This is a genomic window from Alteribacillus sp. HJP-4, from assembly GCF_042139015.1.
Classification (GTDB): Bacteria; Bacillota; Bacilli; order Bacillales; family Marinococcaceae; genus JBHIKY01.
In genome coordinates this window covers 217,175-241,211 of record NZ_JBHIKY010000001.1, presented here as the reverse complement: position 1 = coordinate 241,211, position 24,037 = coordinate 217,175, and the positions used below count along the sequence as shown (strand labels likewise).

21 protein-coding genes are annotated in these 24,037 nt (G+C 41.6%); 8 read left to right on the top strand and 13 right to left on the bottom strand.

Features of this window, described 5'->3' with window-relative positions:
* Positions 1-111: 111 nt before the first annotated feature.
* The 7 genes from katG to ACE4RR_RS01070 form a co-directional block, all read right to left on the bottom strand.
* Positions 112-2,313 (bottom strand): catalase/peroxidase HPI, encoded by a 2,202-nt coding sequence (gene katG, locus ACE4RR_RS01100; RefSeq protein WP_375533544.1) that lies wholly within the window; start codon positions 2,311-2,313, stop codon positions 112-114.
* A gap of 527 nt (positions 2,314-2,840) precedes the next feature.
* Entirely contained in the window at positions 2,841-3,071 is a 231-nt protein-coding gene (locus ACE4RR_RS01095; protein ID WP_375533543.1) for a hypothetical protein, read from the bottom strand.
* A 14-nt stretch (positions 3,072-3,085) separates the two neighbouring features.
* Positions 3,086-4,426 (bottom strand): TRAP transporter large permease subunit, encoded by a 1,341-nt coding sequence (locus ACE4RR_RS01090; RefSeq protein ID WP_375533542.1) that lies wholly within the window; start codon positions 4,424-4,426, stop codon positions 3,086-3,088.
* 25 nt (positions 4,427-4,451) lie between these two features.
* Positions 4,452-5,321, bottom strand: a complete 870-nt coding sequence (locus ACE4RR_RS01085; RefSeq protein WP_375533541.1) for an NAD(P)-binding domain-containing protein — start codon at positions 5,319-5,321, stop codon at positions 4,452-4,454.
* Positions 5,322-5,344: 23 nt separating this feature from the next.
* Positions 5,345-6,022 (bottom strand): RraA family protein, encoded by a 678-nt coding sequence (locus ACE4RR_RS01080; protein WP_375533540.1) that lies wholly within the window; start codon positions 6,020-6,022, stop codon positions 5,345-5,347.
* A gap of 183 nt (positions 6,023-6,205) precedes the next feature.
* A complete protein-coding gene (locus ACE4RR_RS01075) occupies positions 6,206-7,069 on the bottom strand; it encodes a MurR/RpiR family transcriptional regulator (RefSeq protein WP_375533539.1) in 864 nt (287 codons plus the stop codon).
* Between the two features lie 339 nt (positions 7,070-7,408).
* Positions 7,409-8,026, bottom strand: coding sequence for a hypothetical protein (locus ACE4RR_RS01070; protein WP_375533538.1), 618 nt, complete (start codon positions 8,024-8,026; stop codon positions 7,409-7,411).
* Positions 8,027-8,123: 97 nt separating this feature from the next.
* Between ACE4RR_RS01070 and ACE4RR_RS01065 the strand changes: the two genes are divergently transcribed.
* The 7 genes from ACE4RR_RS01065 to ACE4RR_RS01035 all read left to right on the top strand — a co-directional run bounded on the left by ACE4RR_RS01065 (position 8,124) and on the right by ACE4RR_RS01035 (position 17,872).
* A complete protein-coding gene (locus ACE4RR_RS01065; protein WP_375533537.1) occupies positions 8,124-8,732 on the top strand; it encodes a YesL family protein in 609 nt (202 codons plus the stop codon).
* A 47-nt stretch (positions 8,733-8,779) separates the two neighbouring features.
* A complete protein-coding gene (locus ACE4RR_RS01060; RefSeq protein WP_375533536.1) occupies positions 8,780-9,742 on the top strand; it encodes a LacI family DNA-binding transcriptional regulator in 963 nt (320 codons plus the stop codon).
* A 195-nt stretch (positions 9,743-9,937) separates the two neighbouring features.
* Positions 9,938-10,897 carry an ABC transporter permease gene (locus tag ACE4RR_RS01055; protein ID WP_375533535.1) on the top strand — a complete coding sequence of 320 codons (960 nt, stop codon included), beginning with the start codon at positions 9,938-9,940 and terminating at the stop codon, positions 10,895-10,897.
* Positions 10,898-10,913: 16 nt separating this feature from the next.
* Complete coding sequence (locus ACE4RR_RS01050) at positions 10,914-11,822, top strand: carbohydrate ABC transporter permease (RefSeq protein ID WP_375533534.1); 909 nt, start codon at positions 10,914-10,916, stop codon at positions 11,820-11,822.
* Positions 11,823-11,858: 36 nt separating this feature from the next.
* Positions 11,859-13,457: an extracellular solute-binding protein gene (locus ACE4RR_RS01045; protein WP_375533533.1), complete on the top strand. Its 1,599-nt coding sequence runs from the start codon at positions 11,859-11,861 to the stop codon at positions 13,455-13,457.
* Between the two features lie 14 nt (positions 13,458-13,471).
* Positions 13,472-14,902, top strand: coding sequence for a glycoside hydrolase family 32 protein (locus tag ACE4RR_RS01040; protein ID WP_375533532.1), 1,431 nt, complete (start codon positions 13,472-13,474; stop codon positions 14,900-14,902).
* A gap of 324 nt (positions 14,903-15,226) precedes the next feature.
* Positions 15,227-17,872: a GH32 C-terminal domain-containing protein gene (locus ACE4RR_RS01035; RefSeq protein WP_375533531.1), complete on the top strand. Its 2,646-nt coding sequence runs from the start codon at positions 15,227-15,229 to the stop codon at positions 17,870-17,872.
* A gap of 140 nt (positions 17,873-18,012) precedes the next feature.
* On the opposite strand, the gene ACE4RR_RS01030 is transcribed toward ACE4RR_RS01035, so the two are convergent.
* Together ACE4RR_RS01030 and ACE4RR_RS01025 are read right to left on the bottom strand one after the other, a co-directional pair.
* Positions 18,013-18,789: an HAAS domain-containing protein gene (locus tag ACE4RR_RS01030; protein ID WP_375533530.1), complete on the bottom strand. Its 777-nt coding sequence runs from the start codon at positions 18,787-18,789 to the stop codon at positions 18,013-18,015.
* The gene (locus ACE4RR_RS01025; RefSeq protein WP_375533529.1) at positions 18,776-19,129 is read right to left on the bottom strand and encodes a PadR family transcriptional regulator; all 354 of its coding nucleotides are present in this window, start codon (positions 19,127-19,129) and stop codon (positions 18,776-18,778) included. The genes ACE4RR_RS01030 and ACE4RR_RS01025 overlap by 14 nt, the downstream gene beginning before the upstream one ends.
* 186 nt (positions 19,130-19,315) lie before the next feature.
* Here ACE4RR_RS01025 and ACE4RR_RS01020 point away from each other — a divergent pair, with 186 nt between their 5' ends.
* Entirely contained in the window at positions 19,316-19,609 is a 294-nt protein-coding gene (locus ACE4RR_RS01020) for a phospholipase (RefSeq protein ID WP_375533528.1), read from the top strand.
* Between the two features lie 124 nt (positions 19,610-19,733).
* Here the strand turns inward: ACE4RR_RS01020 and ACE4RR_RS01015 are convergent, their stop codons facing one another.
* Genes ACE4RR_RS01015 through ACE4RR_RS01000 form a run of 4 tightly spaced genes read right to left on the bottom strand, consistent with a single transcriptional unit; the run spans position 19,734 to position 23,804 of the window.
* On the bottom strand, positions 19,734-19,946 hold the full coding sequence (locus ACE4RR_RS01015) for a hypothetical protein (RefSeq protein ID WP_375533527.1): 213 nt from the start codon (positions 19,944-19,946) through the stop codon (positions 19,734-19,736).
* A 15-nt stretch (positions 19,947-19,961) separates the two neighbouring features.
* Positions 19,962-21,155 (bottom strand): Ger(x)C family spore germination protein, encoded by a 1,194-nt coding sequence (locus ACE4RR_RS01010; protein ID WP_375533614.1) that lies wholly within the window; start codon positions 21,153-21,155, stop codon positions 19,962-19,964.
* 7 nt (positions 21,156-21,162) lie between these two features.
* Complete coding sequence (locus ACE4RR_RS01005) at positions 21,163-22,254, bottom strand: GerAB/ArcD/ProY family transporter (RefSeq protein WP_375533526.1); 1,092 nt, start codon at positions 22,252-22,254, stop codon at positions 21,163-21,165.
* Entirely contained in the window at positions 22,251-23,804 is a 1,554-nt protein-coding gene (locus ACE4RR_RS01000; RefSeq protein WP_375533525.1) for a spore germination protein, read from the bottom strand. The genes ACE4RR_RS01005 and ACE4RR_RS01000 overlap by 4 nt, the downstream gene beginning before the upstream one ends.
* Positions 23,805-24,037: the final 233 nt, after the last annotated feature.

The window sequence follows — 24,037 nt, the reverse complement described above, 5'->3', positions numbered from 1 at the left end:
GTGCTCCGGATCCACAGCGCGCGTGAAAGCGGGCTGAGGTCCGGCAGCAGCCTGGTAAGATGCTTTACTTCCTGGGTACTGTGCATGGTGATCTGCGCAGTGCCCGGTTTTTTATGCTTTTGCCAATTTTTTCGGCTTTTTAATGTCGAAACGGTCGGCATTCATGATTTTAACCCATGCTGCGACAAAGTCTTGAACGAATTTTTCTTTATTGTCTTCCTGCGCATATACTTCCGTAAGGGCGCGGAGAACGGAATGGGACCCGAATACGAGGTCCACTCTCGTGGCCGTACGAACGACTTTCCCGGTGCTGCGGTCATGACCTTCATAGACACCGCCGTCTACAGGCTTCCACTCGATGCCCATATCAAGCAGGTTCACAAAGAAGTCATTCGTGAGAGTGCCGACACGATCCGTGAAGACACCGTGCAGGGTCCCGCCGTAGTTAGCGCCGAGAACGCGCATTCCGCCGACAAGCACGGTCATTTCATGAGCAGACAGGCCTAAGAGCTGTGCCTTGTCTACGAGAAGCTCTTCTGAACTAACCGCAAACTCCTGCTTTTGATAGTTTCTAAATCCATCCGCCACCGGCTCGAGCACTTCAAAGCTTTCTTCGTCTGTCTGCTCCTGTGTAGCATCGCCACGTCCGGGCTCAAACGGAACCGTCACATTGTAGCCGGCATCTCTGGCTGCTTTTTCGACAGCCGCACTTCCGCCAAGCACAATCAAATCAGCGAGGCTGACGTTCTTATCGAGCTTCTTTTGAATGCCTTCCAGTACAGACAATACTTTCTCGAGCTGCTCCGGCTCGTTCGCTTCCCAGTTTTTCTGTGGAGAAAGCCGGATACGCGCACCATTTGCTCCGCCGCGCATGTCCGAGCCGCGGAAGGTGCTCGCAGAAGCCCAGGCTGTTTTGACGAGCTCACTCACCGTAAGTTCAGAGTCGAGGATCTTTGATTTAAGATCTTCTATTTCCGAATCTGTCAGCTCATAATCAACGGCTGGAATCGGATCCTGCCAGATGAACTCTTCTTTTGGTACTTCCGGTCCGAGATAACGGTCGCGCGGCCCCATGTCCCGGTGAAGCAGCTTAAACCACGCATGAGCAAACACATCGGCGAACTCGTCCGGATTCTTGTGAAAGCGGCGGGCGATCTTTTCGTATTCAGGATCCATACGCATCGCCATGTCTGCCGTTGTCATCATTGTCTTCACGCGTTTGGAGGAATCTTCTGCATCCGGGGCAAGGTCTTTTTCCTCCGGATTGACAGGAGTCCACTGATAGGCACCGGCAGGACTCTTTGTCAGTTCCCACTCATAGCCGAACAAGAGGTCAAAGTAGCTCATATCCCACGTTGTCGGAGTAGGCGTCCAGGCGCCTTCAATTCCACTCGTAATCGTGTAAGACCCGTGGCCGGATTCGTTGGTGCTCTTCCAGCCTAAGCCTTGAGATTCAACAGGAGCTCCTTCTGGTTCCGCGCTGACGTGTGATGGGTCTCCGGCACCGTGGGCCTTCCCAAATGTATGACCGCCGGCAGTAAGAGCCACGGTTTCTTCATCGTTCATTCCCATTCGTTTAAAGGTTTCACGGATATCGCGGCCGCTTCCGACGGGATCCGGCTCGCCGTTCGGTCCTTCCGGATTAACATAGATTAATCCCATCTGAACAGCCGCAAGCGGGTTTTCAAGTTCACGGTCACCGGAGTAACGCTTGTCCCCGAGCCATTCGGTTTCCGGACCCCAGTTCACGTCTTCTTCCGGATGCCAGATATCTTCGCGTCCCGCGCCGAAACCGATGGTCTTTCCGCCCATGGATTCAATTGCCACATTCCCTGCCAGCACGAGCAGATCAGCCCATGAGAGCTTATTGCCGTACTTCTGTTTAATCGGCCATAGCAGACGGCGGGCCTTGTCCAGGTTCCCGTTGTCCGGCCAGCTGTTTAACGGAGCAAAACGCTGAGATCCGCTTCCTCCGCCGCCGCGGCCGTCTCCTATACGATATGTTCCTGCTGCGTGCCAGGACATCCGGATGAAAAATGGACCATAATGTCCAAAGTCTGCAGGCCACCAATCCTGACTGTCTGTCATGAGGTCATGAAGATCCTTCTTCATGGCATCATAATCCAACTTTTCAAATTCTTCTGCATAATCAAAATCTTCCCCGAGCGGGTTCGTTTTTGTATCATGCTGATGAAGAACATTTAAGTCTAATAGATTCGGCCACCATTCTCTGTTCGTGGTACCTTTAAGAGATTGGCCGGGCATACCCTGGTGTGTTACCGGGCACTTTCCAACATTCTCGTTATCTTTCATATCCTAACGTGTCCCCTTTCTATTTTGAGTAAGCAGCAAATGAACATGCCATCCATCGTACGAATCCAGAAACTGGAGGGAATATTCATTCTTACTTTATAATTATAATAAATTAGCACAAAAATAGAAAGAAAAATGCAGTAAATTTTATGAATTTTACATATTTTTGATGGAAAAATGAGAAAAATGCACCAACTATCTTCAATTAGAAAGTTTGATAGAGATTCGTGACTGTATGAACAAAAGTAGAAGCCGTTGGGGAAATTCGTTCATTGAGTCCCAAAACACGAAAGCTTGTACGTTTGACAGGATAGAGTGGTGATCAGAACTCTTATCTAGTAGAATACTAGATTGTTATTCCCCACTATGTTAATCATCCAATCCTACTCGATTCTAAACATTGCCAGTTGTTCCTCACTTTGCAGGTCATAAATAAAAAAGGCATGGATGATTAGGTTTATCCACGCCTATTTTGCTTTATGAATTCGGGTGATCATTATAATAGACGATAGATGAGATGGACTCACTTAAGAATTATTTTTTTCTTGGTATTTTGGAAAAAAACCTAATATAAATGCAAGTCCTGAAAAAATAGCTGCTAAAATAATTGTTGGCTGTGTTAATATTTCGCTACTTTGAACTACCACCTCACCATTTCCAATGATTATTCCAGTCAATTGGCTTAATACCATAGATAATGCTAATAACAATGATAATAACAAGCATATCGTAAAAAGTCGTTCTAATAGAAGCTGCATTGTTTAAAACCTCCTTAAATTGGTAAAATTCCCATAGCTATTAACCAACCTATAAGAATTACTGGACATGCATAATAAAGTATCAAAATGGCAAACGTCTTTTCCGGTCTTGCGCCAACGATTCCAGAAGCAATATAAATAGAACCAGAAGCTGGAGGCATTTGTGCAGATGTAGAAGCAAAGGTCATGACCACTACTGCCGAAATTAATGGAGAAAAGCCAGAAGATACTAATATTTCAAAGGAGACTAAACCTACTGCTGTAAGTGTCCCAGTTGATGTTAAAGGTCCTGCAATAGCTGTAATTCCGAGTCCAAGTAATACGACCGTTAGCCATCCAGGAGTATTCGCTGCACTTATAAGTTGGGCAATGTTTTGAGATAAACCTAAGGCAGTTAATACTTCACTTGAAGCAACCGCAAAAAATATTAACGCTCCGATTACAGTGAAGCGAGGTATAGATTGTCTTATGAATTCAAATAAACCAATTACTGAGTCAGGCACTGATTTTCTACCGAGGAGAAAGGCGATGGCTATCATCAAGGTAGGTATCCAAATTACTATGTCGATGCTGTCTAGTGCTTCTTCCCCTAAAGAGGGTATTGCTCCTATAAAATCTGCCAAGGGTCCGATTGTTAAAGTTAAGGGAATGATGGCTCCCATATAAATAAAAATAGAACTCCAGCCATTTTTTAAAGAAACACTTAATGGGTTTATTGATTCGGCTGGGAAGGCTTTTATATTCTGCTTCTTAACAAAATATCCAATCATTATCAGTCTGTGTAAAAACTGATAAGCTCCGGCAAATAATAAAGCAATAAAAAATTCTCCAGTGGTAATAGCTGCTGCTACTGGGGCAAAACCAAGAATGATAAACATAGAGGTTGTAGGTGGCAGAGCAGAGGCCATACCTCCGTTGCCGACCATAACAGAAGCCGCTATTTCCTTATTCCAATTATTTCGAAGCATCCATGGACCAGTGATAGACCCCGTTGCAGCTGTGTTTCCTGAATCTCCTCCTGACAAGGTTCCCATAACGGAAGAGCCAACAGCGTCCATGATTGCTGGTGCTCCAGGCAGTCTTCCTACTAATGAGTTCAAAATAGCCAGCAGTCGTTCTACTATTCCAAACCTATCAATAACATAAGCCATAAAAACAAAAGCAATGGCAGCATAAAGTACAGAAAATGTGGAAGCGAAGCTAATTCCTTGTAAAAACAGTGAGTAAGCTTCTACACCACCTAAAGGTATAATCGCTAAGAAACCTATTAATGCAGCTTCTCCAAGGTTTCTTTTTAACTTGATACTCCAAATAATTAAAACGCTTACAAAAACAACGAGTCCAATTACCCCCATTTAAATCCCTCCTAACTTAAACTTTTTATGTTTGATTGATTGTTTGCATCACATGTTTCCAGTGCAGTGGTGCTTTTCCGTGAAATTTTTCTTTTATATTTGTGTTAGTAATAGTTATTAATTTATCGCGAGTAGCTCTTGTCATTTGAGGCTCTATATCATTTTCTAGCATAAAAGAAATAACATTTTCCATTTCTTTCACACGTCTCTCTGAATGGAACACATTACCTGTGATTAATCGATTGATCACATTTTCAAAAGGCTCTTTATCGATAGTATCAGTAATTGAGTTTAATATGGTCTCATCTAATTCTAATTTTTCTGCTATTTCCATTACTTCATGAAGAAGGGTGGAAAGCCCCTTTGTAAAAATACTTCGAATAAATTTAATATTCGTCGCATCTCCTGCAAGCTCGCTAACGTATACGAGATTCATATCGAATGCTTTTCCCCATTCTATGAATTCTTTTGATCCAATACCGCTAACCATCATGGGTACCTTTTGTTGATTAACCTTTAATGGACCCATAATAGCTCCGTCAACAAATAGTCTATTTTCACACTTCATTTCTTTACTAATTTGTTGCTTAGTTTCTGAAGACGCTGTTGAAAGATCTACATATATGGTGGTGTCATTCAAATCTGACCAAACAGATTTCCAAGCATCCTTCGAATACTGAGCTGGAACTGCCACAAATAGTATATCTAACTCTTCTTGAACCACTTTTAGAGGGTTGGCAAACAGAACTGCATGTGCTTCCTTTGCTCGTTTCTTTGTCTCCGTTTTTTCATATAAAGTATCGTAAACAAATACTTTATGACTGCTGTCATTAGCATAGAATCCTTTTGACATTTCTTGCCCTACTTCACCAAATCCTATGAAACCGATATTCATTCTTTGTTCCCCTTTTCTTATTGCTACAAGTTATACTTTTTCAACTTATCTTCCAGCCAATCAGGCTCAATCGATGATTTGTTACTATTGCTTATTTGCTTTTTATACGAATTAATTTTTTCTAAGCGATTTAGTTCGTACTTTAATTTTTTTTCAGCTTTTCCTACAATGTCTTCAGCACTCTCTCGAGGAACCACAACTATTCCATCTGTATCTGCAACTACGTAATCATAAGGAGAAACAATAGCTCCGGCACATGTTATGGTTTTATCAAATGAACCTGGCCCTTCTTTACTTGGCCCGTATGGTATAAAGCCTTTAGCATAAATTTGGATATCTAACTGACGAAGATCTTGTTTATCGCGAACGAGTCCATCAATTATGATCCCTTTGATTCCTAATGCCTCCGCAGCCCCTGCCATGAGTTCCCCTAAATATGCAGCCTCTTTATAACCTTGGCCATCTACTAAAATAATATCGTTACGCTCTACTTGATAAATTGCATGATGCAAAAACAAATTATCACCTTGAGATAATGAAACTGTTCTTACGCGCCCTACTAAAGTCTCTGAAAAATTCACGGGTTTCACACGGTAATCCATAACATTTTTCATTTCCATCACGTCAGCAAATACAGAAGATCCAATCTTTTTCATGCGAGTTAATAAATGTGAATCAATAGAAAATTGAGGGTCTGTCAATATAATCACCTCAGGGTAATTTTTATTACTTATTATTTTTATTTAGTAATATTTTTTACTATAACAACTTATTCCTAAAATGTAAACCCTTACTCTTTGCCATAAAAAAAGCTTTTCAAAGAACTTTAATAAGTCCTTTGAAAAGCTTTATGAACAATATCTTCAAAAATAGTTTATCAAAAATTATTCTGTCTCTATTTCTTTAAAATGATAATTCATATTTGTTAACACATTATTTACCTTATCTAAACGTTTTTTCGTTTTCTCTGATTGGCCTATGGCTGTGGCGTTAATAATATAGTCCGCAACCACCATTGCTCCAATAGGAGAATTGTGAAAAGCGAGACTAATTGAATCACAAATTAAAACTGTATCAGCATATTCAATAATGGGAGAGGAATAACTGTCAGTAATAGCAACGATCTGTACTCCTTGCTCCTTAGCAGCTTTTACAAAGTCGATGATCCGCTTAGCATACCGGGGGAAACTGGTTGCTATTATTAAGTCCTCAGAATCCATATTAATGATATCGTCTACCCAATCACTTGTATCCGCCATCACCAGGTTACAGTTTCCTAACGTCCGATTTAAACTATGTGTCAAATACTGGCCGACTGGAAGTCCACTACGAACGCTTATACAAAAAACCTGTCTTGAAGAAATTATTTTATGAACAACTTCATCCAACTGTGGTTTAGTCAATTGTTCCATTAATTTTTGTATGTGGGAAAGATGATGATTAATTGTATTTCCCCATAAATCATCTTTATTCACGTTCTCTAAATTCACCTCTAAACGATTTTGAGGAGCCGTCTGAGCACGTAATAATTGTTGTAATCCTTTTTGAAATTCACTGTATCCTGTATATCCTATGTTTGAAGTCAAACGCATAATGGTAGTGGTACTTGTGTTAACGCGTTGAGCTAATTGGTTAATAGTAAGAAAAGCTACTTCCGAAGAGTTCTTCAATATATAGTCAGCAATAATTCTTTGAGCGTTCGTTAATTTAGATAAATTTTCTTTTATTGTAGTAAGAGGATCGGTCATTTTATACTCCTTTTTTATTTGTTTTCATATTTATTATTATTCATTGGTATTTGGTCAACGGTTTAACCCAGATAAGCTTAAGAACCATAGAGAAAGGAAAGTGTCTTCAATTAATTCTATTCGTGTGTGTTTTTTAAAAGTTTGGGGCAGAAATTCATTATTATTGATATTATTTGATTGTATCATATACAAACTAGAGAAAATTGACATAACTTAAGAGAGCTCTTGATGTAACTCTAACGCGGTTACAAAATCGTATAGGAGAGGGAGAAGGTAGGGAAATAAAAGGTGATTATCGTTAGCAAGAGGATCATTGTCTTCGTCCATGGTTCCCTTTATTCATTTCGCGGCATGTTCTATCCACGCTAAGGCATCCTCAACATTATTAGAATCCCCACGTATGGATGCGATTTTTTCTGCGCCACCTACCGGTGAGTCATGAAATAAGCTGCTGTCCGATACATCGATTCCGTATATTTCTTCCTCATCGTCCGGGTTCCACATCAAAGAATCGTTGCTTAATTCTTGTACAAATGCTTCTTCAGAATCTATTGTGTAAAATACATCCATTTCAGTCATGATGTCAAAATGTGTCTTGTCTGTAATATAGATATCGGGCTCATTTTTCATCAGCACCACGGGGCGCAATTGAGCTGAGGCGATATCCATCTCCGAATCTGTTTCTGCCGGGGAATACTCCACGTTTATTTCGACAGTGTCCACGTTCGGAAACTGTTGTTCGATTTGTTTTTCGAGGCTGGAAGTTTCTTCTGTGTGATATTCTCCAAAAAATAATATCTCCAGGTCAGGAGCTGGTTCATTGGCAGAGTTGGTTTGTTCGATTTGATGGTTAATAAAAGAATAGAAAATCGAGCCAAACACAAATACACTGAATGCTATAAAAAGGGCGTGATATTTATAATAATAGAACAGGTCTTTAATGCAGCTCTTGTTCATAATGCTATCCTTTCCGCGTAATTCGCTAATTTACTATGTGCGAGAACTAGTGTATTCTTGGTTACGTCATCTATTTCACAGAAAGGGAGGCTGAGACGTGTTTGATTCCACACGCTGGTACATAAGGTGGGGAAATATTGGATTCCAACTTATCGTGTTTCACTTATTGTGGTTTTTCTTAACACTAGCCGGCTTGTTCGTACTGGGATTTTTCCCGGCAACGGCTGCGTTATTTGCCGTGATGCGGGAAATGATAATGGAAGATGAAGATGAACCGAATTATAAGCTATTTTTAAAGAAATTTAAATCGGAATTTGTCATGGCCAATGTAATGGGATATGTTTTAGTGGCTGCAGGTATTATATTATACCTGGACTTTCGCGTCCTGCAACTGCTTGAAAATAATTTTCTGCAGGTTACTCTTGCAAGCATTACCTTTGTCGTTGGAGTAATTTATGTGCTCGTACTCCTGTATATTTTTCCGATTTTTTCTCATTTCCGCCTGTCCTTCTGGATGTACATAAAGTATTCTGTTGTATTAGCAGTGGCTCGACCTTTTCAAACCATTTTTATTGGTGCTGGGTTGGCTGTTTTCATTTTTTTGTATATCAATTTACCCGTCTTGATGATGCTTTTTGGTTTGAGTCCAGCGGCTTATATGGTCACAAAAGTAGCGTCGCGCTCCTTTCCTAAAAAACATGAGTGAACTATGTCATCCGGTTAGTATGAAAATAAAAGTAAAGGAGCCCTATTATGAAAGTGAAGCTGGGAGATGTGGCAAAAGCAGCCGGCGTTTCTCCTACGACCGTATCCAGAGTATTAAACAACCGCGGATATATTGGGAAGAAAACCCGGCAGAAGGTAAAAAAGGCGATGGAACAACTGAATTATTATCCAAATGAAATTGCAAGGTCCCTATATATTAACAAGACTTTTTTGATAGGATTAATCTTCCCCACGACAAGCAATCCGTTCTATGGTCAGCTGATTTTTCATCTGGAAAATATGTGTGAATCGCTCGGATATAAAGTGCTGCTTTGTAATAGTCAGGGACGGGCAGATAAAGAAAGAGATTACCTCGAAATGCTTAAACGGCATCAGGTGGATGGTATTATCGCGGGTGCGCATAACACAGGCGTGAAGGAATATGACCACGCGGGGCTGCCGCTTGTCGGTCTGGACCGTAACTTGTCAAAAAAAATTCCTGTCGTCTCGAGTGATAATTACGACGGCGGCAGGCAGGCAACGGAGCTTTTGATTCAAAAAGGCTGTAAAAGAGTCATTCATATTAACGGTCCAATTCTGCTTGATACACCGGCAAATTTACGACGGTTTGCCTATGAGGATGTCATGAAAAAGAATCGATTAATGCCAGTTACGTATGAAATAAAAGATGATATTATTCCTCGGATTTTTGATGAAAATGAAGATATGGACGGCATATTTGCTAGTGACGATTTTATCGCGGCCAGGGTGATGGAGGAAGCTAAGAATCGAGGAATTCGTATTCCGCAAGAGGTAAAGGTTGTTGGATATGACGGGACAGATACGACTCGTATTTTATGTCCGGAGCTTACTACGGTACAGCAGCCAATAAAAGAGATGGCAGCATCTGTGATTGATGTACTAATGAAGCAGATTCATGAAGAAGCGGATGATATAGAAGCTGAAACCATTCTTCCTGTAAAGCTGCTGGAAAGCGAAACAACCCAGTAAAAAAAGGAGGTGCAGGTATTCCTTTTGTGGTTGTGATTTTTTATAAAAATTTATGTCATCCGGTTGACATGTGAAACCGGTTGACATATACTTTGATGTAGAGAAAGGAAAGCGCTAACACTTTACAATAACTAGGGTGGATGCAATGGAGGAATGAAACAAGCAGGAAAATCACACAAGCAAGGAGGGGGTAGCGTGGACAACACGGTTGGGTCATTAGCGAGGAAGGAGAGCAAAACGAAGACGAAATTGAGTAAAAGAAAATTTCGCAATATTAAGAAAAATTGGGTTTTGTATTTATTTTTACTGCCTGCCATTCTCACGGTATTTATCTTTAATTATCTGCCCATGTACGGCGTCATTATCGCTTTTAAAGATTTCAGCCCTATTAAAGGCATTATGGGCAGCGAGTGGGTGGGATTTACCCATTTTACGAGATTTATGCAGTCGCCGAACTTTCTTCAGATATTTTCCAACACGGTTAAATTAAGTGCGTATGAGCTTTTGATTGGGTTTCCGGTACCGATTATTTTAGCTCTGATGTTAAATCAGGTGAGAAGAGCACGGGTGAAAAAGAATATACAATTGATCATCTATGCTCCTCATTTTATCTCTGTGGTGGTTATCGGCGGGATGATCTTTATGTTCTTATCTCCAGCTGGACCACTAAATGCTTTATTAACGTTCTTTCTCGACCGGCCGATTTCTTTTATGTCCGAGCCGGAATATTTCCGAACGATCTTTGTAGCATCGGGAGTCTGGCAGGCTGCCGGCTTCTCTTCCATTATTTATGTGGCCGCTTTGTCGAACAGCGACCCTCAATTGCATGATGCAGCAGTTATTGACGGGGCTTCGCTCTTACAGCGGATATGGCACATTGATATTCAGGTACTAAAGCCTGTCATGGCTGTTCTGTTTATTCTAGCGATTGGTGGAATTATGGCGGTAGGATTCGAAAAAGCGTATTTGCTTCAGACCGATCGAAACTTACCTGCCTCTGAAATTATTGAAACGTACGTATACAAGCGCGGGCTGCAGGCGGCAGACTGGTCGTTTGGTGCAGCGATTGGACTGTTTCTATCCGTCATTAATCTCATGCTGCTCGTTACCGCAAACCAAATCGTGAAAAAACTTAAAGGAGAATCTCTATTCTAGAAAGGAGAAGAAGGCCATGAGCCGTTCTCATGCACAAAAAATCGATACGTTCAATCATTCAAAAACGGATCGAATCATTCTATTTGTTAACAAAATAGTACTCAGTCTCATAGTCATCGTTGTGTTAGTGCCGCTGCTCTATGTGCTGGTCGGATCTTTTTTACAGCCTAATATTTTAATGACCCAGGGACTGTCCTTGAATCCGGATCATTGGACGTTAAGTGGGTACGTTCGGATTTTCCAGGATGGTTCTATTATTAGGGGATTCTTTAATTCCATATTATATGCAGGCGGTTTTACGCTCATTTCGATTGTCTTTTCCATATTAGCCGGGTACGCCTTATCGGTGGATAACCTGGTAGGAAAAAAAACGATAATGATTTTCTTTCTCTTTACAATGTTCTTTAACGGTGGACTGGTTCCGACATACTTATTGGTTCGTGAACTTGGGTTAATTAATACACCTTGGGCAATCATTCTCCCTGGTGCTGTCACGGTATGGAACATTATTCTTGCGAGAACTTATTTTAAAGCGCTTCCAAATGAACTTAAAGAAGCAGCTAGAATCGATGGAGCCTCAGACTTTATGATTTTTCTTAAGATTCTGCTTCCTTTGGCCAAGCCGATTATTTTTGTTCTCGCGTTATTCGCTTTTATTGGTCAGTGGAATGCTTATTTCAACGCGATGATTTACTTAGAGGACCGCTCTCTTTATCCGCTTCAGCTTGTCCTGCGGGAAATTCTGATCCAAAACGAAGTCCAGCCTGGCATGATTGCTGATCAACTCGCCCGAGCAGAAATGCAGCGCATTGCCGAGATGATTAAATACTCATCCATTGTCGTCGCAAGCCTTCCTTTATTAATTATGTATCCATTCTTCCAAAAGTATTTTGAAAAAGGAGTTATGGTTGGTTCATTGAAGTAATTCGGCTTCTGAAAAAAAGTGAAAGTGGGGATATACATGAAAAGGTATGTAAAAGTAATGTCTGCTTTGGTCTTAGGAAGTGTTTTCATTGGAGGGTGCGGCAATCAATCGCAGACGTGGTCGGAGGATTATGAGCTCGAGGATATTTCCTTCCCGGTTGAGGAGGATGTATCACTAAAAATTATGACGGAAAGCTCATCGTTAGCGCCTGAAGATCCGAACGATAAACTACTGTATGAGCGCCTCGAAGAAAAAACAGGTGTAGAAATCGATTGGAGAAGCTTTACTGGTGAGTCGTTCCAAGATAAAAGGAATCTTGCCATGTCCAGCGGGGAAATGCCGGATGCCATAAAAAATGCAGGCTACAGTGATTATGAGCTGTTAGAGCTGGCGGAGGATGAAGCAATTATCCCTTTGAATGATCTGATTGAAAACCACATGCCAAACTTAAAGAAGGTGCTCGAAGAAAAACCAGAATATGAAGCAATGATGACAGCGGAAGACGGCAATATTTATGCCTTCCCTTGGATTGAAGAGCTGGGAGAAGGCAAACAAAACATCCACTCCATCGATAACTTTCCATGGATTAATGTAGAGTGGCTTGACGAACTCGGACTCGACATGCCGGAGACGACAGAAGAATTAAAAGAAGCATTGATTGCTTTCCGTGATAATGATATGGCAGGAAACGGCCAGACAATTCCGATGTCATTCATTATTAACGACGGCGGCCAGGATCCCGGCTTCTTATTCGGATCGTTTGGATACGGAGATAATTGGGACCACACGGTGGTAACCAATGATCATGAAGTGAAGCTTACCTCTGCAGATGAAGGGTATAAAGAAGGGATTTCGTTTATGAATGAGCTGTATAACGAAGAGCTCATTGACGAGGAAGCATTTGAACATGACTGGCCGGTGTATGTGTCCAAAGGGGAAGAGGGTCGCTACGGCATGTACTTCACATGGGATAAAAGCAACATTACAGGCATGAATGATGAATATGAGCTCATGCCGCCGCTTGAGGGCCCGGATGGACAAATCAATGCGCCGCGTACTAATGGAATGGGATTTGATCGAGCAAGAATGGTTATTACGAGTGCTAATCAAAATCTTGAATTAACTGCGAAGTGGATTGATGAATTTTATGACCCGCACACTTCTGTCCAGCACAACTGGGGGACGTACGGAGATGAAGAGCAGCAGAACATTTTCGCTTACGATGAAGACGAAGATATGCTGAAGCATGAAGATTTAGAGGGGACTGCACCGGTTGAATTACGGGAGAGAACCTCCGTCGGTGGACCGCTTGCCATCCTTGACAGCTATTACGGAGAAGTGACAACGATGCCGGATGACGCTGCTTGGAGACTCGATCTAATGGAAGAAGTCATGGTACCGCACATGCAGGCAGAAAATATTTTTCCAAATGTTTTTCACACGAAGGAAGAGCTTGATCGTCTTTCTACGATTGAAGCAGATTTGATCCCTTATATCGAGAGAAAGAAAGCGGAATGGATTTCGGAAGGGAAAGCAGAGGAAGAATGGGATGAGTATTTAAAAGAGCTGGAACGACTGAAGCTATCTGAATGGCTGGAAATCAAACAGGAAGGCTATGATCGTTCAACTAACTAATGGAGGGTTTTCAATTGGAATTACAACATGTACAGCACTATCGGCCACATTTACATTTTGCTCCAAGTAAAAACTGGATGAACGACCCTAACGGGATGGTTTATTTTGCAGGAGAATATCACTTGTTTTTTCAACATAATCCGTATGACAGCATTTGGGGCCCCATGCACTGGGGCCACGCTGTCAGCAAGAATTTGATAGAGTGGGAGGAACTCGAAATCGCTCTTTATCCGGACGAATTAGGAACGATTTTCTCCGGCAGCTGCGTCGTCGACTGGGAAAATACGTCTGGCTTGTTTAACAACGAACCTGGTCTTGTGGCCGTTTTTACTCATCATAAGGATGGACGGGAAGGACAGTCGCCTAAACAGAGCCAAAGTATAGCTTACAGCACCGACAAAGGTAGAACGTGGATAAAATACAGAAATAATCCGATTCTGACCCATGAAACAAAAATAGATTTTCGAGATCCAAAAGTTTTTTGGAATGAACAGGATGCGAGATGGGTGATGGTGTTAGCTACGGGTCAATCTGTCTCGTTTTATTCTTCACCGAATTTACTGGACTGGCAATTTAAAAGTGAATTTGGGGAAGGGAGCGGTTCTCATGAAGGTGTTTGGGAATGTCCTGATTTATTTAAAATGGATGTAGAGCATGCGAAGGAAGAAAAATGGGTACTGCTCGTGAGCATTGGAGATAATCCTCGTTACGAGAAAGGCTCACGCACTCAGTATTTTACGGGGAGCTTTGACGGCTCGAGATTTGTTCCCGATCATACTCATATCAAATGGCTCGATTATGGCAAAGATAACTATGCTGGTGTCAGCTTCTCTGATATTCCTAAAGAGGACGGAAGACGAATTTATATTGGATGGATGAGTAACTGGCGCTATGCTAATCATGTTCCAACCGGGCATTGGAGAAGCCAGATGACGATCCCAAGGGAGCTATCGTTGCATAATATAAACGGGGAGTACCGTTTACGGCAGCAGCCTGTAAGAGAATTTGATGACTATGTCAGGAAAGTAACAAACATTCATAAACAGAGAATCGAGAAGAATCAGGCAATTACTTACGATATTAATAGACCTTGCTTTGAAGCGGAGCTGACAGTAAGCGGAACTGATCCATTTACCATTACGCTGCGTCATACAGACATCCAGTATACTGTCATGACATTTGCTGAAGGAGTTCTTCAAGTAGACAGAAGTCAATCTGGAAATGTCAGCTTCTCTGAAAATTTCTCTCATATCCAGGAGGTAGTCACGTCCTGTCCGGATAAACTGAAACTTCGTATGATCGTTGATTCCTTTTCTCTCGAACTGTTTATCAATGATGGAGAACAGGCTCTGACATGCCTTTTGTACCCGGACAGCGTATGCGCAAGTATCTCTATTTCCAGTGATGATGCAATCGTCCATGATGGGTATCTATCAACACCATAATGAACAGGGCGACATCGCATAGATCTTGTTTAGAAATGTTCAGCCTTCCCCAATGACAAGTCCGCTTTCTTAAGTGTTGAAGGAATTTATGTTTAAGAAAGCGGACACCTCTGGTACAAGCAATTATTTACAGTCTCCATTCGGACGTTATGGTCACAACGTTTTATATTTGCAGTCGAATTGGCGGGCTGCGAGTAATCTGTTATTCAAATCATCCTTAGAATCTCAAAATATGAAAGCCTTCTCAAGTGCATAGTTTGCAGCACTTGAGTTTTTAACCATTAAAAATTCAGAATAGTAAAACAATAAGGAGGAATAGGATTCGTGAGATGGTATAATAAAGCTTTAGCAGCACTGATGGTTGCAGGTTTTGCTGCTGTGACAGCGGTCGAAGTCGAAGCCAGTGAAAAGGATGACGTCATGAATCAAGCAGAGGGGACAGAGAAGTATTATACGGAGATGTACAGGCCGCAGTATCATTTTTCCACACCGGAAGGACGGCTCGCCGACCCAAATGGACTCGTTTATTTCGACGGAGAATATCATTTGTTTCATCAGAAAATGGGGACCTGGGCACACGCAGTAAGTAAAGACTTACTACACTGGGAGCATCTCCCTATCGCCCTCGAACACGACGAGCTGGGGCAGGCATTGTCAGGAACAGTAGTCATTGATTGGAACGACACGACAAACCTATTTGACGGTGAAGCAGGAATGGTGGCTATATATACGAGCACACATGAAGGGGAATCACAGAGTATTGCGTATAGTAAAGATAATGGTCGTACGTGGGAAAGGTATGACGGCAATCCCGTACTGGAGAACCCTGGTATAAAAGATTTTCGAGATCCAAAGGTGTTTTGGCATGAAGAGTCGGAAAGATGGGTGATGGCCGTTTCGACTGACAAAAGTGTTACCTTTTATAATTCATCTAATCTACTGGATTGGGAATATCAAAGTCGATTTGGTGACGGGCAAGGATCACACGCTGCAGTCTGGGAGTGTCCAGACTTATTCCAGCTGCCAGTAGATGGTGATGAAGATAATCAAAAATGGGTACTGCACGTCAGCGTCGGAGATAATGAAGAAACCGATGGCTCCACCGCTCAATATTTTGTTGGAGATTTTGATGGGTCTGAATTTACGAATTTGAACCCTGCAGATGAAGTGCTTATTACAGATTACGGTCAGGATTTTTATGCAGCTCAATCGTTTAATGAATTGGCAGAATCCGAAGACGGACGCCGTGTTTGGATGGGCTGGATGGCAAACTGGCGCTATCCATACCAATCTCCGACAAAACCGTGGATGGGATCAATGTCCATTCCTCGTGAGCTTTCTTTACGAACTACGGAAAGTGAAGATGTCCGCCTTCATCAGGAGCCTGTCAAAGAAATCGAATCGATTCGTGCCACTGAGCACTCCGTGGATTCGTTTACAGTTGAAGGTGACTATTTGCTTGAGGATGTGGCCGGAATGTCCTATGAATTTGAAACGGAAATCGAGTGGGAGGAAGCGAATGAATTCGGCATTCGACTGCGACAGTCAGATGAGGAAGAAACGGTTGTAGGTCTAAATACAGAACAGAACTCAGTGTTTCTCGACCGAACCAATGCAGGGCTTGATACATTAATAGATCGAAACGGGGAGCCGTATTCATTTGGTAAAAGATTTGAAAAAGAGTATCCAGAAGATAAAGAAAAGATAAAGATTCGAGGACTTGTCGACGAATCCTCGGTCGAAATTTTTATCGATGATGGGGAGTTTACGTTTACGAACTTGATTTATACAGATCCAACGAACAATGGGATAGAATTCTTTTCTGAAGGTGGAGAAATTGAGGTAACTTCGTTTGATTTCTATCATTTGCATTCAACATGGCGTGATGCTCCTTCGGAAGGAGAACTGGAGCGAATTGTTGTAAACGAAGAAGAGGTGGATCTCGAAGTAGGTGAGACGTTTGATTTGACCGCAAACGCTAAGCCAGACTGGTTTAATGTAGAGAACATAGACTTCGACTGGGAATCAGCAAACGAAGAAGTGGTAAAAATAAAGAAGCAAAAGAATCAAACTGCCTCTGTTCAAGGTGTCAGCGAAGGAATCACAAATGTTATTGTTCGTGACGCAAAAGGAGATGTTTACAAAAATATCACGATAAGAGTGCTTGAGGATAAGGATGATGGTTATATTTACGGCTGGGGTCCGGCGTCATTAACAAATACTCATTCAGGAGATTGGAATATAGAAGGGGAATCAACAGTAACCAGCCAGATTGACTACAGTCCAGACTGGCAGCAGTTATTTAAAGAAGGAAGTATTCATGGAGATTTTACCGTTTCAGCCGATATAGAATGGAAAAATCAGGGGAGTGAAGGGTTTCCTAAATACGGTTTAACCATGGTAGATGAAAACGGAACGATGGTATCAGGGTTTTTTAACAAAGATATTCATCATATCGAAACGTTTGCCAGAAAGGAAGAAGATCTGGGCTGGGAAGGCGCGGAACTGCCCGAAGAGGTAGATTTGACAGAGTCACAGACTTTAAAGGTAGAGAAGACGGGCGATACCTTTTCTTATTACGTGAACGATGAATTATTATATGAACGAACAGTCGAGGTAGCGGATGAAATGAATGTGGGATTAATTAACGAAAATACAGAAGCGCAATTTACGAACATTATCGTCCAAGCACATGATGAAAAACACGGTACGATAGAATCGCTGTACCAACAGATGAAAGACTATATTTCTGCAGGTGATGTGGCCTCCCCCTTATCTGGTCAATTGCTGCAGCGTGTAAAGCAAGTGGAAAAACATCTAGAACAAGGACAAATAAAACAATCGCTGCATCATATGGATAAGCTAATTAAACGATTGGACAGCCCTGGCATGCAGAAACATATCACGAACGAGGCAAAAGAAGAGATTCAAACTGAAGCGATGCGAGTAAAGAAAAATATAAGTGAATAGTGATAGGAAGGGAGCGAACGTATTTTCAGTGGGGACTTAGTAATAGCGGTATTTTCTGCCGAATATCCAACTGTTGATGAGCGCAGCTGCGCAATATAAAAGAACAAAGAAGAATGGGTAACCCCCCATTCTTCAACCATTCAAAAGGAAATTTGTTTTTGTCGTTCTTTCTTTATTTTCTTAAACGTGTAAAACACATACAGGCCAATGACCAGATAGGTGACTGCCATCCCGATGATCAGCCGAAATTCTAGGCCCAGATTCGTATAGGAGAGGGCGAAGGTAGGGAGATAAAAGGCGATCATCATTAGTGGGAGGATCATTGTCTTCGCCCAGAGTGAAAATAAAATAATAAATATAAGCGTTCCAACACCAATCGCGGCGCTTCCCCATACCCCGAATCCAATCATCGGGCTGCTGTAGACAGTGTCCAGTAAAAGCAGTCCGCCGAAGGAAAAGGTGATGAAAAAAATCGGAATGAGAAGGATTGCAAATTGTGCTTTATTGGATAACTGGTGTTTCGAGACATACCGAAAGGAGCCAAACACCCCTCCTAAGAACAAACACGGAAAGAGAATAGTGGCGATGATATGTAAGAGACTGTATTGAAGGGTGCCTTGAAGCAGATCTCCTATGATCTTAAACGAAATCGCCCCGAGAATGATGAGGGGTACGTGCTTAGCCCAGCCTGGGTAATCAATCTTCATTTCTGAGGATATCATCTCCATATATTCCTTCGGCGAGCTGCCGACCACTTCTTCTACCGATTTGCCTTTTTGTTCGGCTTCATACAGGTGAACCTCGAGTTCTTCTGATATTTCTTTAATTTCAGCTTCATTTTTCCCGCTGGAAAAGAGGTAAACTCGCAAGTCATCAATAAATTTTTCACTTTTTTGAGAAATATTATATTGTCCCATTCTCTTTGTTCCGTCCTTTCGTTTCTTGTTTGATTACTTCATTTACGCTTCGCTCCAGCAGGCTCCATCGCTTCAGAAAGTCTTGTAATGCCTGGTGGCCTTCGAGTGTGAGGGAGTAATATTTTCGTTTTGGGCCGGCCGTGGATTGCTTACGGACTGAGCTGACCAGCCCTTCGCGCTGCATTCTCATTAACAGCGGATAGATCGTTCCTTCGCTTACCGAGTCAAATCCGTAATCACTGAGGCGCTTGGAAATTTCATAGCCATACACTTCGTTTCCACGTATAATCGCCAAAAGGCAGCCGTCCAATATACCCTTCATCATCTGCGTCTGCGACATGAGAGTCTCCCCATTCCTTTGTCTTGTTATACAAGGTATATAAATATCATAACTGGTAATATCTTGTTATGCAAGGTATATATGTACGCGATGAGTTTTTTTATGAAAATGTGGTTTCCCGACCATACTTATCTAACTCCCGTTTCATATTGTATAGAAGTCAATAGGATGGGAGGGGAGTGGGAAATGGGACGAGATGCATGTGGCAGAAGAGGCAGAGGGCCGCGTTTTTGTGTGTTTCCGGGCTATAACTGGTGCGGACCGGGCTGCAGCGGACCGGGCGCGCCCGTAAACGCAGTCGATGCGGCCTGCAAAGCGCACGACCTCTGTTACCGGCGAACGAAGAATTATTGCGCATGTGATGAGGAATTTATCCGGCGGCTGGCTCATCTTCAGAATCCATATACAAGGGAAGGGCGCAACGCCAGAGCGATGCTGCAGTACATGAAAATTCAACGATTTTTTAATTGTTCTTTTTAGAATGGTCATGGAGCCTCGATCGGATGGCAGATATATATTTTTAGCTGTATTAATTTATAAATGACTCTCATTAAAAAAAATAGGCCTGTCGCCAAGTCAAATGGCGAAATAAAATCTAATGAACTTAATCTACCTGCTCAGCTTCGGAAGATCGACTTGAAGGATCAGAGGCGTCTTCCCGTGCTTCTTCTTTTTGCATATTTTGTTTCCATGGCGGCGCAATCCAGTGATCTATCCATTTATATAGAAAATACCATCCAAAGCAAATGACCCAAAAGGAAATCGCAATCCAAACATTCGAAAGTTCTATATATGCTGAAATTTGCTCTGCGTTCATTCTTGATGACCTCTTTTACTTTTGGGCATTTCCGGTTACTCCCATCCGTTCAATTTTTGTATCGATATGAAAACGAAAATCTGCATTAGTGAAAACTTTCTCTCCCCGATCCCAATTATCTTTAATCTTCTTATACGCAGAATAATCGGCTATCCGTATTTTGTCCAAAAGATCAAGTGGATCAAGCCGGTACTCTTCCTGCAGCTTCGTCATTAAGTCGTTTGTAATGTGTTTTATTTTTTTATTAACCTGTTGTTCTATTTCCTTTAGGTAGTGCTCGTTTGTTAACGGATCGTAGCGAAGCTGTTGAGCTTCCCCCAAATTACCGGTAACGGAAATAGTGATATTAAACGATATATCCTCCCCATTGACTGTGGGCTTTATATCTACGGATGACTCAAATACTTCAAAAGAAATTATATTTCCATCTTTGTCTTCAGTCGTAATAATCCCATTCTGGTGCTCTCCAGCAAGTAAATTATAAGCAACTATATCGTCGCCAACCAGCTCGCCTGCCAGTTTGTTCATTTTTCCATCGAATAAAAGTCCTCCTGCGACGGTAACACCTTCCCCATCCTTATTCATTTTGACTTTTCGGATAATAAAGCTTGTATCTTTTGCTATCTCATTGTTCAACTCTCCCACCGCAAACGGTGGAGGCATGCGGTTCGTTCTTGTAAAATTCTCTGTAATTGCCAGGATATTTAACGCAGGGATGTCATCATAATAGCCTTGATGTTCAAGCAATGTTTTTGCCTCCCCTTCCGTTACAAAAAAGAGTATTTGTCTTCTCATTTGATGGTCTCTCAAAAAATAGTCGATGAGTCCTCCGTTAAAATGGGTGCTTTCAGCAATCTCATCACTGATTGATAGTAGTTTTAAGTGATCGAAAGTCAATACGCGGGAGCTTTTATTAGATAAAAGGCGCAGCGCATCAAATACGGAATGAGAGACGGCAGAAATATTGACATACTTTTTGGTTGAAGTCGTTTGTCCGTCTCCACCTTGTTCCGGTATTGCTACCTGTGCCGTTAAGTGGATGTTTTTGTTTTCCCCGTTATTTAATGATTCATTTCCATCTTGTGGGATCTCTTCGTCGGTAAGGTCCAGCGCTATTCCCATTACATGCCCTCTTTCTTCAATATCCTGTAAATCCCAACAGCCTGTTAAAAAAATGCAGAGAAGACAGCATATACTAGCTCTGATCACTTTCACGTCAAATCACCTTTCTTATTTTAGCGATGAGGATATAAAGAACAGGCACACCAATCAGAAAAGTAGTTCCTACATAGGAGAGGACGGTTTTCCAACGAAAGTATTCGTCAATATTTTCTGGGGCCATCGCAATTAAAAAAAATAATGGCAGCGGCCATATCGCCCAAAGCTTTTGTTTTCCATTAAACAATTGACTCATTCCAAGGGAAACGACATAATGAGTGCTGCTGACTGCACTAAATATGGCCAAAACCCAAACGGTCATATAAAAAGCTTCTATTCGTTCAATAAATGCACCGGGAATGGCGATATCCTTTGCAAGCTCAATGGTAGGGTAAACAATGTTTTGGACTGCTGCAAAGTTAAAAATGCCGACAGCGATAAAAAGCGTAATTATATTAGAGAAAGTGACAACTCCTATGCCGATCGCTACAGAAAGTGGAATTTTTTCCGGCCGTTTTATAAAAGGAGCCAAAAAATACAACAACCCAATGCCTACGAATACATATAATGAGCTTGTAATGCCCTTAGTATAAACCGCAATATCTGGGACAAAAAAAGGACGCACTTCCTCTAATGTAAAGTCCCCTCTCACATTTAAGAATAGAATAAGCGCTAAAATGCCAAAAACCAGAGGGAAAAACAAAATGTTTAAACGTACAATAGTATTTATTCCGTGAGAGACTACATAGGTAGATACCAATAACAAGGATCCGATAATGACAGTGGGAGGGGTCGTATCAAGTACATATAATTTCATAACATCGGATAATATTCGGCAGTGCAAAGAGGCGGCAGCAGTAAAATACAACAAAAACAGGAAACAAACTACAGCGTTAAGAGGCTTCGTTAAGATTCTTGAACCAAACAAAATAAGGTTTTCCCCTGGGAACATTTTTAATAAATAACCGGCAGCAAATCCGCCAATTACGATAAACAATAGACCTGTAGCCAAAAGAGACAACCAGCCGCCAAAACCGCCTGTGGCTGTAGTTACCGTCCTGGGAACGGTTAGTATTCCCACTCCCATTAAAAAAGAAGCGATAACAATTCCTAACGTTCCAGTAGATATTTTTTCATCTTTTGTTCTCATCCCTGCTTTGTCTCCTTTCGCAGCCTTACTTTATCCTTTGGGTGGAAAGTTTGCGGTCGTTTGTTTAACACAGGAATTGGAAATCTGAAAATAGTGTCCTTCCAATCTTGAGCTTTTAACGGGCTGAAGGGAGTAAAATAAGGAATACCAAAACTTTTTAGACTTACTAAGTGAGCCATGAGTAAGATAAAAAATAAAATAATACCATACATGCCTAATACTAATGCGAACATAAGAACGATAAACCGGAGAATTCTTAGGGTAATAGCCATGGAGTAAGAAGGTATAATAAAATTGGAGACCGCAGTCATAGCAACCACAATAACCATTAGTGGATTGACTATTCCGGCAGATACCGCTGCTTCTCCAATAATAATACCTCCAATAAGGCCAACCGTCTGGCCTAACGGAGTTGGTAAACGGACCCCCGCCTCTCTTAACAGCTCAAGCGTGATTTCCATTAATAGCGCTTCTAAAAATGAGGGAAAGGGAATGCCTTCTCTCGCGGCGGCAATCGATAGAGCCAGTTCAGTAGGCAGCAGCCCTTGGTGATAAGACGTTAAAGCAACATATAATGCCGGAAGAAATACAGCTAACATTACACCAAAATATCGGAGAATCCTTAAAAAGGTCCCAATGTACCAACGTTCATAATAATCCTCAGGCGAATGAATGAATTGACTGAAGGTTACCGGCACAATTAATACAAAAGGTGTTCCTTCTGCAGCGATTACCACTCTTCCCTCTAACACAGCTGCAACAACTTTATCTGGTCTCTCTGTCGATTGAACCTGCGGAAAGAGAGAAAGGCTCTCATCTTCAATACATTGTTCGATAAAACCTGTATCAGGAAAGTCATCCATTTCAATGGTCGATAATCGATTCATTACTTCTTCTACGATTTCCTGGCGTGCAAGGGAGTGATCGTAAATGACCGCTACACTTTTTCGCGTACGCTCTCCTTTGATCCTCGTATTTATTGTTAAAGTAAAAGACTTCATTCTTGCCCGAATCAAAGCTAAGTTACTATTTAAATTCTCTGTAAACCCATCCCGTGGTCCGCGAATCAACGCTTCCTGGACCGGCTCCTCAATCGTTCTGGAAGTTACTTTGGTAGTGTCTATCACTGCAGCCTCTGTCCCCCCATCAATAAACAGGGCTGTTTTTCCATTTAGGATGTGATGAACAACCTTCGCCATATCTGTTTCTATTTCTATTTTTCCAACGGAAAGTATATCGTCTTTGAAAATGGAAGTGGCTGCACAAGATATTTGAGGATTTTTTACCAGAAGAGGAGAAAGAATTTGTTCTTGAATATCCTCCATGTTAACTAATACTTCTATATATACGATAGCAGCTTGTTTGTCGGTACCAAATAAATGAAAGGATCGCGATAAAACATCGGAACTGTTCTGCATTGTATTTTTGATTATTTCTACATTGATCCGGGGCTCTTTCGAAATAAAAGAAGGGATGTCCTTATCTGTACCATGATGTTGGCTGCCTTTATTCATTGATTTTCTTCTTATTCTTTTTAGAAAGCCGCCCATCAGATTTCCCTCCTGACCAGTCTATATCTATAGGTAGGATGCGTTTAAAATGTGGAAATATGCAAAGAGAAATAGATATCGGCTGGACCCTATTTAATGATTTTGGGTCTATGTCGGGAGACACTTTTAAACATACAGGGATGAGCGTTACGATATTGATGTCCAGTCTGAAGATCTAGTGTGGAATGGTACGAACAAACTAAATGACCATGTTAGCAGGTATGCTGAAGACA